This window comes from Flavobacterium sp. AC267, from assembly GCF_979258715.1.
This window is the reverse complement of sequence record NZ_OZ409875.1, coordinates 4,401,796-4,418,903: the sequence shown is the minus strand read 5'-3', so window position 1 is coordinate 4,418,903 and position 17,108 is coordinate 4,401,796. Positions and strand designations below refer to the sequence as shown.

General features: G+C 34.8%; 11 protein-coding genes and 5 pseudogenes. 12 read left to right on the top strand and 4 right to left on the bottom strand.

What is annotated here, in order from left to right; translation table 11 throughout:
* The first annotated feature begins 105 nt into the window (after positions 1–105).
* Positions 106–283 (top strand): annotated as a pseudogene (locus ACZZ95_RS23380) (histone H1).
* Between the two features lie 902 nt (positions 284–1,185).
* Here ACZZ95_RS23380 and ACZZ95_RS23375 read toward each other — a convergent pair.
* Positions 1,186–2,226, bottom strand: coding sequence for a GntR family transcriptional regulator (locus ACZZ95_RS23375; RefSeq protein ID WP_463470908.1), 1,041 nt, complete (start codon positions 2,224–2,226; stop codon positions 1,186–1,188).
* A gap of 453 nt (positions 2,227–2,679) precedes the next feature.
* Between ACZZ95_RS23375 and rhaT the strand changes: the two are divergent.
* The 9 genes and pseudogenes from rhaT to ACZZ95_RS23330 all read left to right on the top strand — a co-directional run bounded on the left by rhaT (position 2,680) and on the right by ACZZ95_RS23330 (position 13,728).
* Positions 2,680–3,667, top strand: a pseudogene (gene rhaT, locus ACZZ95_RS23370) (L-rhamnose/proton symporter RhaT).
* 29 nt (positions 3,668–3,696) lie between these two features.
* Positions 3,697–5,835: pseudogene (locus tag ACZZ95_RS23365) on the top strand (bifunctional aldolase/short-chain dehydrogenase).
* Positions 5,836–6,218: 383 nt separating this feature from the next.
* On the top strand, positions 6,219–7,493 hold the full coding sequence (locus tag ACZZ95_RS23360) for a sugar isomerase (protein ID WP_463470907.1): 1,275 nt from the start codon (positions 6,219–6,221) through the stop codon (positions 7,491–7,493).
* Positions 7,494–7,643: 150 nt separating this feature from the next.
* Entirely contained in the window at positions 7,644–8,561 is a 918-nt protein-coding gene (locus ACZZ95_RS23355) for an FGGY family carbohydrate kinase (protein ID WP_463470906.1), read from the top strand.
* 182 nt (positions 8,562–8,743) lie between these two features.
* A complete protein-coding gene (locus ACZZ95_RS23350) occupies positions 8,744–8,980 on the top strand; it encodes a hypothetical protein (protein ID WP_463470905.1) in 237 nt (78 codons plus the stop codon).
* 120 nt (positions 8,981–9,100) lie between these two features.
* Positions 9,101–9,842, top strand: a pseudogene (locus ACZZ95_RS23345) ((Fe-S)-binding protein).
* Positions 9,843–10,006: 164 nt separating this feature from the next.
* Positions 10,007–11,409, top strand: a pseudogene (locus ACZZ95_RS23340) (lactate utilization protein B).
* A 42-nt stretch (positions 11,410–11,451) separates the two neighbouring features.
* Positions 11,452–11,988: a LutC/YkgG family protein gene (locus tag ACZZ95_RS23335; RefSeq protein WP_463470904.1), complete on the top strand. Its 537-nt coding sequence runs from the start codon at positions 11,452–11,454 to the stop codon at positions 11,986–11,988.
* 471 nt (positions 11,989–12,459) lie between these two features.
* The gene (locus ACZZ95_RS23330; protein ID WP_463470903.1) at positions 12,460–13,728 is read left to right on the top strand and encodes an autotransporter outer membrane beta-barrel domain-containing protein; all 1,269 of its coding nucleotides are present in this window, start codon (positions 12,460–12,462) and stop codon (positions 13,726–13,728) included.
* On the opposite strand, the gene ACZZ95_RS23325 is transcribed toward ACZZ95_RS23330, so the two are convergent.
* The 3 genes from ACZZ95_RS23325 to ACZZ95_RS23315 are packed head-to-tail and all read right to left on the bottom strand — an operon-like array spanning position 13,675 to position 14,465.
* Complete coding sequence (locus tag ACZZ95_RS23325) at positions 13,675–13,881, bottom strand: hypothetical protein (protein ID WP_463470902.1); 207 nt, start codon at positions 13,879–13,881, stop codon at positions 13,675–13,677. The genes ACZZ95_RS23330 and ACZZ95_RS23325 overlap by 54 nt on opposite strands.
* A gap of 52 nt (positions 13,882–13,933) precedes the next feature.
* On the bottom strand, positions 13,934–14,218 hold the full coding sequence (locus ACZZ95_RS23320; protein ID WP_463470901.1) for a hypothetical protein: 285 nt from the start codon (positions 14,216–14,218) through the stop codon (positions 13,934–13,936).
* Complete coding sequence (locus ACZZ95_RS23315) at positions 14,193–14,465, bottom strand: hypothetical protein (protein ID WP_463470900.1); 273 nt, start codon at positions 14,463–14,465, stop codon at positions 14,193–14,195. The genes ACZZ95_RS23320 and ACZZ95_RS23315 overlap by 26 nt, the downstream gene beginning before the upstream one ends.
* Here ACZZ95_RS23315 and ACZZ95_RS23310 point away from each other — a divergent pair.
* Positions 14,431–15,807 carry a hypothetical protein gene (locus ACZZ95_RS23310; RefSeq protein ID WP_463470899.1) on the top strand — a complete coding sequence of 459 codons (1,377 nt, stop codon included), beginning with the start codon at positions 14,431–14,433 and terminating at the stop codon, positions 15,805–15,807. The two genes, ACZZ95_RS23315 and ACZZ95_RS23310, sit on opposite strands and share 35 nt — an antisense overlap.
* Positions 15,808–15,851: 44 nt before the next feature.
* The gene (locus tag ACZZ95_RS23305) at positions 15,852–17,102 is read left to right on the top strand and encodes a gliding motility-associated C-terminal domain-containing protein (RefSeq protein ID WP_463470898.1); all 1,251 of its coding nucleotides are present in this window, start codon (positions 15,852–15,854) and stop codon (positions 17,100–17,102) included.
* Positions 17,103–17,108: the final 6 nt, after the last annotated feature.

Below are 17,108 nucleotides of genomic sequence, written 5' to 3'. Positions count from 1 at the left end.
ATTGTAAAGAAAATGAATGAAAAACTGCATTAAATTTAACAGCAATTTTGTTGTAACTATCACACAAACTTTTATTTTTGTGGCTTAATTTAACAATATATAAGCATGAAAGATTTATTAGTAAAAATCAACGCCGAAATTGACGCATTTAAAGCAGAAGCTGAATCTTTAACTGAAAAAGGAATTAAAGCAAGCAGGTCCAAGAGCACGTAAAGCTACTTTAGAAATTGAAAAACTTTTAAAAGAGTTCAGAAAAGTTTCTATCGAAGAATCAAAAAAATAATACAATTAAAACCTCGTCAATTGACGAGGTTTTTTTTGGTTTTTAACCGCAGTTCAAAAAGAATTGCGCGATGATCGCGCCGTTTTTTTTGTTCTCTTATTATTGATTATAAAAATAAGTTTGAATCTACTATATCGAAGTGAAGTTGCGTATAGTTTGTCATCCTGAGGAACGAAGACACGAGCGATAGCGAACTGGCGAAGCAATCACACTAGAAGCTCCGCAATCTAAGCCGCCAATCTTTGTAGAGTTCCGCGTGTGATCCTTCGTTCCTCAGGATGACAAAAATAAGTTTGAATCTACTATATCGAAGTGAAGTTGCGTATAGTCTGTCGTTCCTCCTTTAGGATGACAAAAATAAGTTTGAATCTACTATATCGAAGTGAAGTTGCGTATAGTTTGTCGTTCCTCCTTTAGGATGACAAAAATAAGTGTGAATCTACTGTATCGAAGTGAAGTGTGTATAGTTTGTCATCCTGAGGAACGAAGGATCACACTAGAAGCTCCGCAATCTAAGCCGCTAATCTTTGTAGAGTTCCGAGTGTGATCCTTCGTTCCTCAGGATGACAAAAATAAGTTTGAATCTACTATATCGAAGTGAAGTTGCGTATAGTTTGTCGTTCCTCCTTTAGGATGACAAAAATAAGTGTGAATCTACTATAACGACGTGAAGTTGCATCTGGTTTGTCATCCTGAGGAAAGAAGACACGAGCGATAGCGAACTGGCGAAGCAATCACACTAGAAGCTCCGCAATCTAAGCCGCCAATCGTTGTAGATTTCCGCGTGTGATCCTTCTTTCCTCAGGATGACAAAAATAAGTGATCCTTCGTTCCTTAGGATGACAAGATTGCGCTAAAGAAATGCAGACTTTGGCCCTTTGATCCTCTGAACCTTTGTACCTCTATATAGAATTTCTATCAATAAAATTAAAAGGAACTTTTACCTGACCTTTTTCTTTCTGTAAAATCATTCTGGCGACCGTTTCTCCCATAATATTAAAATCGGTAGACATTACCGTAATGCCTAATAATTCCTTTAGAGGAGTATCGTTATAAGAAATCACGCCGATATCTTTTCCTAAAACAAATTCCTCATCTCGAATCTGTTTCATTAAATTCACCAAATCCGATTCTTCGATCGTGATAAAGAGATCCCCTTTTTTAAGGATCATATCATCGTAAACCTCGCTTAGAATTTCAAAATTAATTTCGTGCTCGACGCAGAATTTTCTAAATCCGTGTAAAATTCTTCTGGGATATGGATAAACCGCTTTATCAGGATAAACCAAAATAAGTCGTTTGTATTTCGATATTTTCGAAAGGCCTTCTTTTAAAGCGTTGTAAATATCATTTTCAAAATCTTGATAAATCTTAATGACATCTTCGCCGGTTCCTAATTTAATATTATCCAAAACCACCAGTTTTTCCTGTGGAATATTTTTAATCGCATTTACGACTTCATCCGTAAAACTTAAATGTTTTAGTTCTTCAGTTTTAAAATGGGTTGTAATAACGTAATAATCATAAGCACCATCATACTTATCTAAGATGTTCAAAAACAAAGTTTCGTCGCAATGATAAATTTGCAGATCAACATGTGCATTGGCGCCGAGCGTATTGATGAAAGAACTGTAGGTCTTCATTTTATACGAACTCAATTTATTGGTTAGAAACAAGATATTTACTTTAGATTCCAGTTTCGTTCTGGTAATATAGTAGCCCTTGCCTCTGATAGAAGAAATAATTTTTCGCTCTTTTAAAATATTATAAGCCTTTTCGACAGTGTCTCGGGACATATAAAATTCTTCACTAAAACTATTTATTGAGGGAATCTTTTGATTGATTTTTAAATTTCCGTTGGCGATGTTTTGTAGAATAGAGTCAACAATTTGTTTGTATTTTGGAACCCTTGAATCTTCGTCTATTTTAATTAGTTTAATCATGATTGTGTCTGGAAATTTGTTTCATATTTCAACGAAACCAATTTTTAATTCTAATTTTTCTTCAATTTCTCTTCTAAAAAGTGAACTAAACTATTGTTCCACACTTTACGTGCCAAAAAGAGAATTTGTTAAGGCTTGTAATACTTTTTTTATAATTTTTGAATTTTGTTCCGATTGAGGATTCAATAATTACGAAATCGATTGCTAAAATAGCCATTTTAAATTTATTTATCCAATAATTACAAAGCCTTATTTATAATTATCCTTAGTTTTAACATAAAAACACTAGAACCATAAAGGATAGTACAGGATAGTTTTGTTTTTTACATTCTATTATTTTACAAAACCAAACTTACTATCAAAAACTAACCTTAAACTAAAAATTATTAAATGGAATCATTATTAGGAATCATTTTTCATTCTATCGGAGGATTTTCTTCGGGTAGTTTTTATATGCCTTTTAAGAAAGTAAAAGACTGGGCTTGGGAAAGCTATTGGCTGGTAGGAGGATTTTTCTCTTGGCTGATTGTGCCGCCAATTGCAGCAGTACTTGACGATTCCAAATTTTGCCGAAATTATCGCATCAGCTTCTCCATCAATAAAAGCATTCACTTATTCAATGGGATTAATCTGGGGAATTGGTGGTTTGACTTATGGTTTGGGAGTTCGTTACTTAGGAATGTCTTTAGGGAATTCAATTACTTTAGGATTTTGTTCTGCATTTGGAGCTTTAGTTCCGTCCATTTATTATGATTTTGTTCCAACAGAAGGTAAAATTTCATTTTCTGATATGCTTACTAATACTGGCGGTCAGATCGTTTTATTAGGAGTTGTGGTATATCTTATAGGAATTGCTATTTCTGGAAAAGCGGGAATGCTTAAGGAGCAGGATTTTGCTACAGGTCATGAAGATAAGGATAAAGACTTCAATTTAGTTAAAGGTTTAATTGTAGCTGTGATTTCAGGAATTTTAAGCTCTTTTTTCAATTACGGAATCGAAGCTGGAAAACCTATGGCAGAGCAAGCTGTAATAACGGGATCTAATCCGTTATTTCAAAACAATGTGACTTATGTTGTTTTGCTTTGGGGAGGTCTTACAACGAACTTTATCTGGTGTCTTTATTTGAATTTTAAAAATAAAACAATTAAAAATTACACCGACAAATCTACTCCAATAACAAAGAATGTTTTGTTTTCTGCACTGGCTGGAACCATGTGGTTTTTACAGTTTTTCTTTTACGGAATGGGAGAAAGCAAACTAGGAAATGGTGCCAGCTCATGGATTTTACACATGGCAACCATTATTTTAACAGCAAACTTTTGGGGATTTTATTTGAAGGAATGGAAAGGAGTTTCTAAAAAAACATTAAGAACTTTTTTCTGGGGAATCGGGCTGATAATGCTTGCAATCGTTTTGGTAGGAATTGGTAACTCACTATAAATAAATACAAGAAATAATACAAATAGTATATGTCGAATACAAACACAATTAATATGAATTTTAAGCATGTAAGCTACCTTTGGGATGATGCTAAAGCGAAGCATTAGCAGGAGATGAAGTGGCGCTTTTTATTTATCGTTCTAACTTGTTAGGAGCTGATTTAAGATTGACCAACTACGGAGGTGGAAATACTTCTGTAAAAATTACTGATAAAGATCCTTTAACGGGAGAATCTTCTGAAGTAATGTGGATTAAAGGTTCTGGCGGTGATATTGGAACATTGACAAAATCAGGTTGTGCGACTTTGTATTTAGACAGACTTCGTAACTTGGAAAATGTGTACAGAGGAATTGAATTTGAAGACGAAATGGTAGAATTATTCAACCACTGTATCTTTGATTTGGCTTCAAAAGCACCTTCTATCGATACGCCTCTGCACGGTTTTCTTCCGTTCAAACATATCGATCACTTGCATCCGGATGCTCGCTATTGCGATCGCCGCGGCAAAAGATGGAAAAAAAATTACAGAAGAGTTATTTAACGGAGAAATTGGCTGGGTGGGCTGGCGGCGTCCAGGTTTCGATCTTGGTCTTCAGTTAAGAACTTGTTTAGAAGAAGCGACAAAAAACGGTAAAAAATTACGCGGAATCATGTTAGGTTCTCACGGATTGTTTACTTGGGGTGATACTGCATTCGAAAGTTATATCAATACCTTAGAAGTAATTGAAAAATGCGCTTCTTATTTAGAAGATAATTACGGAAAAAAACGTCCAGTATTTGGAGGTCAAAAAATAGAAAGTCTTCCAGAAGCAGACCGTAAATTGAAAGCGGCAAAAGTGGCTCCGATTTTAAGAGGTTTCTGTTCTTCAGAGCGTCAGATGATTGGACATTATACAGATGATGCAAGAGTTTTAGAGTTCATTAATTCTAATGATCTTTCAAAATTAGCACCATTAGGAACATCTTGTCCAGATCACTTTTTAAGAACTAAGATCAGCCCGCTGGTTTTAGAATTAGATCCAAACGAAGATTTATCAGACGTTGATGCGATCAAAGCAAAATTAAAACCTGCTTTTGAAGCATACCGTGCCATGTACAAAGAATATTACAATGCATGTAAAAAATCAAATTCACCAGCAATGCGTGATCCAAATCCAGTAGTAATTTTATATCCTGGAGTTGGTATGTTCACTTTTGCTAAAGATAAAACAATGGCGCGTTTAGCATCTGAATATTATGTGAATGCAGTAAACGTAATGAAAGGTGCTGAAGCCGTTTCAGAATACACTTCATTGCCGCACCAAGAAGCTTTTGATATTGAATATTGGTTATTGGAAGAAGCTAAATTACAGCGTATGCCAAAACCAAAAGCATTGTCTGGAAGAGTGGCTTTAATCACAGGTTCTGCAGGAGGAATTGGTAAAGCTATTGCTAAAAAATTCGCTCAAGAAGGTGCCTGCGTTGTAATTAATGATATTAACGAAGAGCGTTTAGAAGGCGCCGCTGAATTTACTAAGGCTTTTGGTAAGGATGCAGTTTCCAGCACTTTATTAAATGTAACTGATGAAGTTAGTACAGAAAAAGCATTAGACGAAGCTTCTCTGGCTTTTGGCGGAGTTGATATTATTGTAAATAATGCCGGAATTAGTATCTCAAAATCTATTGCAGAACATACTTTAGATGAGTGGGATAGATTATACGATATCTTGGTTAAAGGACAATTTATTGTTTCTAAAGCGGGAATCGAAGTAATGCGCAAACAAGGTTTTGGCGGAGATATTGTAAATATCGTTTCTAAAAATGCTGTTGTTGCAGGTCCGAATAATCCTGGTTATGGTTCGGCTAAAGCCGCACAGGCGCATTTAACACGTTTAATGGTCGCCGAATTAGGAGCTGATAAAATTCGTGTAAATACAGTAAACCCTGATGCCGTAATTTCAGACTCAAATATTTGGTCTGGAGGATGGGCAGAAGGTCGTGCAAAAGCATACGGAATTACAGTTGAAGAACTTCCGGCTTACTATGCAAAACGTACGTTATTAAATGAAATCATATTACCTGATGATATCGCTAACGCTTGTTATGCTTTTGTTGGAGGTTTACTTGGTAAATCTACAGGAAATGCCTTAAACGTAGACGGCGACGTTGCCATGGGCTTTTATAGATAAAGATTGTTTAAGTTTTTTATATAAGTTTGTTTAAGCAAAAGTGGTTTTTTGTGGTCTAGCGTTCGATTCTTTCGAACGTTAGATTTTTTTAGCATATAACAGTTTGTTTTAAATAAAGAAAACTTAACAAAAAAGTGAAGTAAAACAAGAGTTTAAACGATGTTAAATTTATAAGTTGAAAGAAATTAAACACATAGAATCATAGATTTTTTATTAAGATTAAAAGTTTAAAAAAAATCACTTGTGATTAACACATAGCTATGTGTGTTAATGCAAGTGAAACGCCTTTGAAGATTAAGATGAGCCTATGATTCTATGTGTTAAAAAAATATATTGACCATATAAAATTTATATATTGTAACTCTATTAAAATACCAATAACTATGCTAATCGGATCAAACCACATTGAATCTCATAACGAGGATTTATTAAAAAAACACCAAAATAAATTAGTTTTTACAGCATCGGAAATAAATGATACAGAAGCAATTATTCAAAAATTAATCGATTTTCAAATTGCAATTCCGTCTTGGGCTTTAGGAACAGGAGGAACAAGATTCGGGCGTTTTGCTGGCGATGGAGAACCTCGTTCAATAGAAGAAAAAATTGAAGATGTAGGGTTGCTTCATGCTTTAAACAATGCTTCGGGAGCTATTTCACTTCATATTCCGTGGGATATTCCAACAAATTACAATTCTATAAAAGCACTTGCGAGACAGCACGGATTAAAATTTGATGCCATGAACTCGAATACGTTTCAAGATCAGGCAGATGCTTCAAATTCATACAGATACGGTTCTTTACAAAACGTAAATAAAGCAGTTCGCAAACAGGCAATTGCACACAACATAGAAGTTATCCAACACGGAATCGAATTAGGATCTGAATCGCTTACAATTTGGTTAGCAGATGGTTCTAATTTTCCTGGACAATTGAACTTCAGAAAAGCATATCAAAATACATTAGAAAGTTTAGAAGAAATCTACGATGCATTACCTTCAAACTGGAAATTATTTTTAGAGTATAAATGTGCTGAGCCTAACTTTTATTCTACGACTGTAGCAGATTGGGGGCAGTCTTATTCGTATGTTAAAAAGTTAGGCGACAAAGCGCAGACTTTGGTCGATTTAGGACATCATTTACCAAATGCAAATATTGAGCAGATTGTTTCTTTATTATTGATGGAAAACAAATTAGGCGGATTCCACTTTAATGATTCCAAATACGGTGATGACGATTTAACGGCTGGAGCATTAAAACCATATCAATTGTTCTTGATTTTTAATGAATTGGTTGAAGGAATGGATGCAAGAGGAATGAATCACGCCAAAGATTTAGGCTGGATGATTGATGCTTCTCATAACATTAAAGATCCTTTAGAAGATTTATTGCAGTCTGTTGAAGCAATTATGATTGCTTATGCACAGGCACTTTCTGTTGACAGAAAAGCATTAGAAAAAGTGCAGGAAGAGAATGATGTTGTAAAAGCACAGGAAATTTTGCAAAATGCATTCCGTACAGACGTACGTGCGTTAGTAGCAGAAGCTCGTCTTCGTTCTGGTGCGACATTGAATCCGGCGACATTATATCGTTCGCTTCAGGTTAGAGAAAATCTAATTGGTGAGAGAGGTCTAAAAACAATGGCAACGGGATTATAATTATAAATTATTAATTGTTAATTATAAATTAGGAGTGATAAGTTAATGCCAATGTTGTTTATATATTGGTTGTTTAAAAAAGACTTAACATAATCATGATTCTGCAATCCAAAATTAACAATTGATAATTAACAATTTACAATTAAAAAAATGAATGTAGTTGCGATTTTTGATATTGGTAAAACAAACAAGAAGGTTTTTTTATTTAACGAAAATTATAAAATTGTCTGGGAGAAATCAGTAAATCTGGAAGAGACCAAAGACGAGGACGGTTTTCCGTGTGAAGATATCGAAGTACTGAAAAAATGGATTTTAGATCGATTATCTGAAATAAAAGAGCTGACAGATTATGTTTTAAAAGCAATCAATTTTAGCACTTACGGAGCCAGTTTTGTTTACATTGACGAAAACGGAAAAGTTTTAACTCCTCTGTATAATTATCTTAAAGATTATCCAGAGGAATTAAAATCCGATTTTTATACCAAATACAAAGGAGAAAAAAAGTTTGCTGTTAAAACAGCTTCTCCAGTTTTAGGCAGTTTGAATTCGGGAATGCAGATTTACCGATTGAAAGAAGAACAGCCTGAATTATTCGAAAAAGTAAAATACTGCCTGCATTTACCGCAGTTTTTAAGTTTTCTTTTAACGAATGAAGCTTACGCCGATATTACAAGTATTGGCTGTCATACCAATTTGTGGAATTTCAAAAAAATGAAATACCATAAATGGCTCAAACAAGAAAATATTTCGGATAAAATTCCGCCAATCCACTTTGGTAAAGATGTAATCCTAAATGGCGATAAACTTGCTGTTGGTGTTGGTCTTCATGATAGTTCATCTGCCATTATTCCATACACAATTAATTTTACAGAACCTTTTGTCTTATTGTCGACAGGGACTTGGAGTATTTCCTTAAATCCGTTCAACAATAAAGCTTTAACTTTTGAAGAACTGCAAAACGATTGCCTTTGTTATATGCAATACACAGAGAAACCTGTAAAAGCCGCACGTCTTTTTGCTGGAAACGAACATGAAGTACAGACAAAACGTTTAGCGCAAGCATTTTAATGTTCCGGTAGATTCATACAAGGAAGTCTATTTTGATAAAAAAATTGTAGCCAATTTAAGGGCGCTTAATTTTCAGATTATATATCCTAAAAAGTATGATTTCGATATTCTAAAAGAATGTCCTTTTCAGAAAAAGAGATTTATCTTATTATAAAGATTACGAAACAGCTTATCATCAATTAATGCTGGATTTGGTAGAACAGCAGGTATTTTCGACCAATCTGGTAATTCATAACAGCCCTGTAAAAAAGATTTTTGTGGACGGCGGTTTTAGTAAAAATTCCATTTACATGAATTTGCTTGCAGAAGCTTTTCCAGATGTAGAAGTGTATGCGGCTCGATGGCGCAGGCAAGTGCATTGGGCGCAGCATTGGCAATTCATCAAAACTGGAATCCAAAACCAATTCAGAACGATTTAATTGACTTGAAATTCTATAAACATTAGGTAAAAACGGTCTGTATGTTGTAAATTTGCTGAGAAACGTAATTTTTACATTTTACAGTACACGCCTAATGAACAACACACTAAATACTACAATATGAAAATTGGACTTTTTATACCTTGTTATGTCGACCAATTTTACCCAAAAGTAGGAATCGCAACCTACGAATTACTTCAAAAATTAGGCTGTGACGTGCAGTTCCCAATGGGACAAACCTGTCGCGGACAACCAATGGCAAACAGCGGTTATGCACATTTAACAAAAGGATGTGATGCCAATTTTATTGCCAATTTTTCTGGATTTGATTATATCGTTTGTCCTTCTGGAAGCTGTGTTTTACATGTGAAAGACCATTTGCACGACGAAAAACAAGAAGATAAAGCAACAGCTATTCGAAATACGGTTTATGAACTTACCGAGTTTATAACCGACATTTTAAAGATCGACCATATTGACGGAAGATTTCCTTTTAAAGTAGGAATGCACGTTAGTTGCCACGGACAGCGCGACTTAAAGCTTTCGCAGATGTCTGAATTGAACGCACCTTTTTTCTCTAAACCAGAACAATTACTGCACGGTATTAAAGATCTTGATTTGGTTGCTTTGACTAGAAAAGATGAATGTCGCGGTTTTGGCGGAACGTTCTGCGTGACAGAAGAAGCTATTTCTGTAAAAATGGGGCAAGATCGTATTAAAGATCACGAAAGCCATGACGTGGATTATATTACAGGCGGCATGATATGTCTTGTTTAATGCATTTAGAAGGTATTTTAAAAGACAAAAAAGCCGAATCAAGACGATCCATATTGCTGAAATATTAAATTCACTCGAAAACTAATAATAAATGTTGAGTATAAAATTTAACCGCAAAGTGCGCAAAGTTTTATGCAATGTTTGCAAAGCTAATTTTTATCCTTGCGCACTTTGCGTTTTTTCTTTGCGCACTTTGCGGTTAAATAGATCATTATAAACATTTCAAAATTGACTTTTAAATAATTAAAAATGTCATCAGAAAAAATAATACCGCACAGCGAAGCCGCAACAAAGTTTAACAAAGATGTAGAACGTGTCAATTGGCACGATGAAACTCTTTGGTTTGTTCGTGCGAAAAGAGATAAATCGGCACACCAGATTGAAGATTGGGAACTGCTTCGTGAAACCGCTTCACAAATCAAACAAAATGTATTATCTAATATTCACGATTATTTAGTTGAATTTGAAGCTAATGCTGAAAGAAACGGCATAATTGTGCATTGGGCGACTCGATGCCAAAGAGCATAACGAAATAGTGCATTCGATCATGGCAAAACATGATGTAAAGCAGATGGTAAAATCTAAGTCGATGCTTACAGAGGAATGTCATTTAAATGATTATTTAGCCGAAAAAGGAATAGAAGTAATCGATTCTGATTTAGGAGAATATATTGTACAGCTTCGTAAAGAACCGCCAAGTCATATTGTACTTCCGGCAATTCACCTAAAAAAAGAAGATGTAAGTGAAACATTTCACGAACATTTAGGTACAGAAAAAGGAAATTTCAATCCGCAGTATTTAACAGAATCTGCACGTCATAGTTTGAGAAATACCTTCCTAACTAGAAAAGTAGCTTTAACTGGAGTTAATTTTGCTGTTGCAGAAACGGGAGAATTTGTGGTTTGTACCAACGAGGGAAATGCTGATATGGGTGCGCATTTAGCCGACGTTCACATTGCGTGTATGGGATTCGAAAAATTGATTCCGAAAAGAGAACATTTAGGTGTTTTCTTAAGATTATTAGCCAGAAGTGCAACAGGACAACCTATAACAACTTTTTCAAGCCATTTCAAGAAACCAAGAGAGGGACAAGAAATGCACATCGTAATTGTAGACAATGGAAGAAGTACACAATTAGGAAGAGAGGATTTTAGAAACTCTTTAAAATGCATTCAGTCGCGGTGCCTGCATGAATACCTGCCCAGTTTACAGACGTAGCGGCTACCATAGTTATCATAATGCGGTTGCGGGGCCAATTGGTTCTATTTTGGCACCAAATTTAGACATGAGCAAAAATGCCGATCTGCCTTTTGCCAGTACGCTCTGCGGATCTTGTACCAATGTTTGTCCTGTAAAAATTGACATTCACGATCAATTGTACAAATGGCGTCAGGTTTTGGTTAAAGAAGGACATACGCCAGCGGCAAAAACAGTGGCAATGAAAACAATGTCCACAGTTTTGGCAAATCCAACCGTTTTTAACATTGCTGGAAAATCAGGAAGATTTGTGATGAAGAATATTCCAGGAATGGTCAACAATAAGATGAATAAATGGTATGATCAGCGTGAAATGCCAGAAGTTCCGGAAGAATCTTTTAGAGAATGGTATAAGAAAAATTCAAAGGAATCTAAAGACAAAAAGAATGAGTAGTAAAGCCGAAATTTTAAAAAAATAAAACTGAATCAGCCTGATTTGGTTTCAGAACTGCCAGATTTAAAACTTTTAGGTTCAGAACAATTTGATGTGTTAGAAACTTATAAAACGGTATTAAAAGGAATTGGAGGCGATTCAGTTGAGGTTGCTGATTATACCGAAATCATCAATTATATAAAATCCAATTACAATCTAGATAAAAGATTGATTACAACTCTTCCGGAACTTTCAGAAATTGCTTCGTTAGATTGGAAAACCGTTGACCCGCATTCACTGCAAGATGTGGAATTAACGGTTATAAAAGCATATTTTGGAGTAGCAGAAAACAGCGGTCTCTGGGTAACGGATGCTATTTTAGGACAGCGAGTTGCTCCTTTTATTGCGCAGTATTTAGCGATTATTGTTCATAAAAATGACATAGTTCCAACAATGCGACAAGCTTATGACAGAATTGGAAATCAGGAATATGGTTTCGGAACTTTTATTGCTGGTCCGTCAAAAACAGCAGATATTGAACAATCTTTGGTTTTGGGAGCCCACGGCGCAAGAGGATTGATTGTATTTTTATTGGATTAAAAGTGTTTTTCTAAAAATAAAAAAATAGAATTAAATTACATACTTAGAGACTATTTCTTTTAAAAGAAAATAGTCTCTTTTTTTTATTTAAAATTGCGCTTAAAAAAAACATAAAATTCTTCTTGATAAATTTATGTGAAAAAAAAATATAAATATTTGATTGTTAGTATTTTAAATTTTATTATTTTTACATCTCATAATTAAAGATATTATTTTTTGACATTTCTTTAATTTTTAAAGCCTTTAATTACAATTGTTTATCAGAAGTACAAGGTACCCGATTTACATGCCCAAAAAATTGTATACCCCAATTTCACTTTTTTATCTAGCCCTTTCTTAATTCTCAGCCTTTAAAATTTTAGTACTGAATGTTGACACTATTTTTATTCAAAAATAGCGCCGTCGCTTTACTATGTATTTTATTTCCCTTTTTCTCTTAAAATTGTTTTACGAACTTAATAGTTAAATTTTATGAAGAATAAATTACTCTTTTTAGTTTTATTGATCGTTAATTGTAAAGCTTATTCTCAGGTTGGTATTGGAACTCCTATGCCAAACTCCTCTTCACAGTTAGAAGTAACCGCATCGAATAAAGGTGTGCTGATTCCAAGAATAAGTTTAACCAGCTCTACGGATGCGGTCACAATTGCAAGCGGTAATGTAAATAGCTTATTAGTATTTAATACTGCGACTATTTCGGATATTAAACCAGGTTATTATTACTGGTATGATAACAAATGGAACAGAATTGTTGTTTCGAATGAAATAACGGCGACTCCCGGTACGGTTATTTATAATCCCACGACACAGCAATTTACTTATGTTGATGGGACTGGAACAACACAAATAATTGATTTTAGCCAAATTGTAAAATCAAATGAAACTATAACTACATTAAATAAAAATGCGTCAAATAATGGGCAGTACATCTATACAAGTGAAAATGCAACAACCACAACTATAGATGTTGTTGGAGATGTAATCAACAACGCTTCTACGGTACTAAATAATCCTGCTTTTGTTACGGAGCTGACCAATATTATTAAATCGAATGAGACACTTACGAGTTTAGTTTATGATGGAGTGGCAAATACATTAACTTATACAGATGAAAAGGCAGTTTCAACAACGGTTAATTTATTAGATTTAGTAGGAAATGCCGAAACTCAAACCACATTAGTTTATGATCCGACAGCCAAAACCTTAACTTATAACGGTGAAAGTGGTACTCCTACAATAATTAATTTACTTGATCTGGTGGGAGATGCAGAGACCATTACAACAATATCACCAGTTGTAATTACAGGAAATACCATTGCCACTTATACTAATGAATCAGGAGGAACTCCCACAGAAATTAAAGAAACTGCTACCACATTGACACAAAATGTTGCGACAGGTGCAATAACGTATAATAATGAAACAGGAATTGGCACTATTGCCCAAGTGAGAAGTGTAGATTCGGGAAATATCTTAACTATAGGAACAGATGGAGGCGCATTATTAACTCCATCTTCCATAACAAATGCTACTACTGTTTCAAATGCTTCAGCAGTAAATACGGCAACGGTTACAGTAAATGGAATTACCAGTACAGGAGCTCCAATTATAAACAGCAATGAAATTTCACTCACAGGATCAAGTTTAACTTCAACCGTAAACGGAGTTGCAAGTACGGCTTTGGATTTAGCGCCTGTGATTTCTGCGAGCAACGACAAATACATTAAGCCTTTCAGGTAATACTTTAACTTCTGATGTAAATGGGGTCTCGTCAACTTCAGATGCAGTTGGAAGTGTATCTAATGCTTCAGCAGTAAATACGGCAACGGTTACAGTAAATGGAATTACCAGTACAGGAGCTCCAATTATAAACAGCAATGAAATTTCACTCACAGGATCAAGCTTAACTTCTACCGTAAACGGGGTGGCAAGTACCGCTTTGGACTTAGCACCAGTTATTTCTGCAACGAACTACAAATACGTTAAGCCTTTCAGGCAATACTTTAACTTCTGATGTAAATGGGGTCTCGTCAACTTCAGATGCAGTTGGAAGTGTATCTAATGCTTCAGTAGTAAATACTGCAACGGTGACTGTAAATGGAATTACCAGTACAGGAGCTCCAATTATAAACAGCAATGAAATTTCACTCACAGGATCGAGCTTAACTTCAACCGTAAACGGAGTGGCAAGTACCGCTTTGGACTTAGCACCAGTTATTTCTGCGAGCAACTACAAATACATTAAGCCTTTCAGGTAATACTTTAACTTCTGATGTAAATGGGGTATCTTCAACTTCAGATGCAGTTGGTAGTGTTTCTAACGCATCAGTAGTAAATACTGCAACGGTTACTGTAAATGGAATTACCAGTACAGGAGCTCCAATTATAAATAGCAATGAAATTTCACTCACAGGATCAAGTTTAACTTCAACAGTAAACGGAGTGGCAAGTACAGCTTTGGATTTAACGTCTGCCATTTCTGCGGCGACTACAAATGATTTAACAGCAGTAAACGGAAATCTAATATCAACAGTAAACGGAGTCGGGTCGACTCCTGCTGTTCCAATTTTAGTAACAGCAGATAATGGATTAACAGCGACAAACGGAAATGTGCAATTGGGAGGAGCGCTGACAAGTCCGACAACAATTATAACTGATCCAACAAATACTTTATCTATTCAAGGATTGACGTTTGGAAATCCTCTTGATGATGTTATTGTTATAGATCAATTTGGACTATTAAGATCACTTCCTTCAAAAGAATTTAATATGAATAATTGGAGTATAAATGGAAACATGAACATTCAGTCTTCGTTTCAATTTTTAGGAACACTAGACGATGCTGATTTAGTTTTTAGAAGAAATAATATTGTGTCTGGAAAATTAGAAATCAATAATACTTCTTTCGGAGTTAATTCGTTAAATGGACCTTCTCCCGGATTTAATAATGTAGCCATTGGAACATCTGCACTTGTCGCCAATAATGGTGGTGCCCACAATACTGTAATGGGTTTTTCAGCTATGGAAGCTAATACAAATGGTTCCGAAAATACGGCAGTAGGTTTTAATTCTTTATATTCTAATACCATTGGAGGTCAAAATACCGGTTTTGGTGATTGGTCACTTTATAATAATTTAGATGGAAATAGAAATACAGCTCTTGGTTATTATGCTGGTGCTCTTGTGACAGGCGGAGATAATATTACTTTAGTTGGAGCTTTTGCAGAAAGTGCAAGTGGTTTAAGTTATGCTACTGCTATAGGATCAGGAGCATATGTAGCGACTAGTAACAGTTTGGTCTTGGGAAATATTGAAGATATAAAGGTAGGAATTGGGACTGATTCACCAACAAACGCTTTTCATGTAAAACTGCCTGTACAGCAAGTTGGTTTAGATCCTATTCGTTTTGAAGGTTTACAGCCAAGCACCTCAAGCAGTGATTTAACGGTTGTTATAGATGCAACAGGAGTTTTAAAAACTAAAGCTGTGGTTACTGGAATTAGATCAATTTCTGGAGATTACGCATTTACTCCAGATGATTACACAATTATAGCCAGAAATCTAACAAATGATATTACCATTACACTTCCTGATCCTGCGCTGAATACTGGCAGAATTTTAATAATCAACCAATTTAATTTAGTAAAACCAGATACCTCGCCTCTTGTTATTAATTTTAATGTACCTGTAATTTATTCAGATACGGAAGCATTTCCATACATCTCTACAAGTATTTTTGGAGGTCCTAGAGGACAAAGTGTGAAAATTACATTGCAGTCTGATGGAGTTGATTGGTATGTAGTGAGTTATACTATATGATTGGATAAGCGCAGATCAATTTTAAAAAAATAATTTAAAAGATTATGAAGAAGATCTATATAAAAATAAGTATAACATCAATGTTTTTTATTGGTGATCTCACGGCACAAACAGTCAATGTTGGAGATCTATCTATCTTAAATAATACTGATTTTTCAACGCTGTTCAATTTTGAGAATACAGCAGATGGAGATGTGATAAATGACGGAAGATTCTATGCGTATGCTAACTTTAAAAATGATGGTCTGGTTACTTTTACAAATACAGACAATGGAACGACTTTTTTTACAGGAACACAAATTCAGTTAATAGAAGGTTCCCAAAATGCGCACTTTCAAAATATTGTTTTTGATAATACATCGGCAATTGCCCCTTTTCATTTAAATACGATAATTAATGTGGGTAAAAATGCATCATTTAAAAACGGAATTGTAGATGCCGAAAGTTTTAATGGTAAAATGATTTTTGAAGAAAATGCATTTCATTCTGATGCCAGTAATCTTAGTTTTGTTGATGGAAAAGTAGAGAATCTGGGGAATTTAAAATTTGAATTTCCTATTGGAGACGATGTTTATTTCAGACCCTCAATACACGACAAAGCAGACGATTCTCAAAACATTTATACCACGCAGTATCAGTTTAAAAATGCTGGATCTGCTCATCCGTATACGAGTAAGGAAGAAGGAATTATTTCAATTGATGAAATGGAATATTGGAACTTAACTCAGGATCAGGGAACCGAAAAAATTGTATTAAGCCTTACTTTAGATGCCAATACAACTCCAGCCTTGTTTTTTCAGGAAGATGCAGATACAGAACTTGCTATAGTTCGCTGGGACAATACAACATCAAAATGGATTAACGAAAAAGGGGTAACGACAGATTTATTAACTGGCGCAGACTATACAAAAATGGTCACAACCCAAGTAAGCGGTTACGGAATTTTTACCATTGCAATAGTGGAAAAAGCCAATCCAGAACCACCCGGAGATTTGGAAATTTTCAATGCCCTTTCTCCAAATGGAGACGGTATAAACGATAGTTTTCATATAAAGGGAATAGTTAATTATCCAGATAACAGAGTAGAAATTTACAACCGCTGGGGTATAAAAGTTTATGACGCGCAGTCTTATAATGAAAGCGATGTTATGTTTAAAGGATATTCTGATGGACGTGGAACTGTAAAAAGAAGCGAAGGTCTTCCAGCAGGAACTTATTTTTATATTTTAAAATATGTAAAAGATTCGAAAACAATAGAGAAAACAGGATATCTCTATATTAGTAATGATAATTAAAGAAAG

What these genes read in the sequence shown, in the direction of transcription:
- ACZZ95_RS23350 (WP_463470905.1), top strand. Translation starts at nt 8,744, where the DNA reads ATGCTGGATTTGGTAGAACAGCAGGTATTTTCGACCAATCTGGTAATT.
- ACZZ95_RS23375 (WP_463470908.1), bottom strand. Translation starts at nt 2,226, where the DNA reads ATGATTAAACTAATTAAAATAGACGAAGATTCAAGGGTTCCAAAATAC.
- ACZZ95_RS23330 (WP_463470903.1), top strand. Translation starts at nt 12,460, where the DNA reads ATGAAGAATAAATTACTCTTTTTAGTTTTATTGATCGTTAATTGTAAA.
- ACZZ95_RS23305 (WP_463470898.1), top strand. Translation starts at nt 15,852, where the DNA reads ATGAAGAAGATCTATATAAAAATAAGTATAACATCAATGTTTTTTATT.
- ACZZ95_RS23315 (WP_463470900.1), bottom strand. Translation starts at nt 14,465, where the DNA reads ATGGCAGACGTTAAATCCAAAGCTGTACTTGCCACTCCGTTTACTGTT.
- ACZZ95_RS23355 (WP_463470906.1), top strand. Translation starts at nt 7,644, where the DNA reads ATGAATGTAGTTGCGATTTTTGATATTGGTAAAACAAACAAGAAGGTT.
- ACZZ95_RS23360 (WP_463470907.1), top strand. Translation starts at nt 6,219, where the DNA reads ATGCTAATCGGATCAAACCACATTGAATCTCATAACGAGGATTTATTA.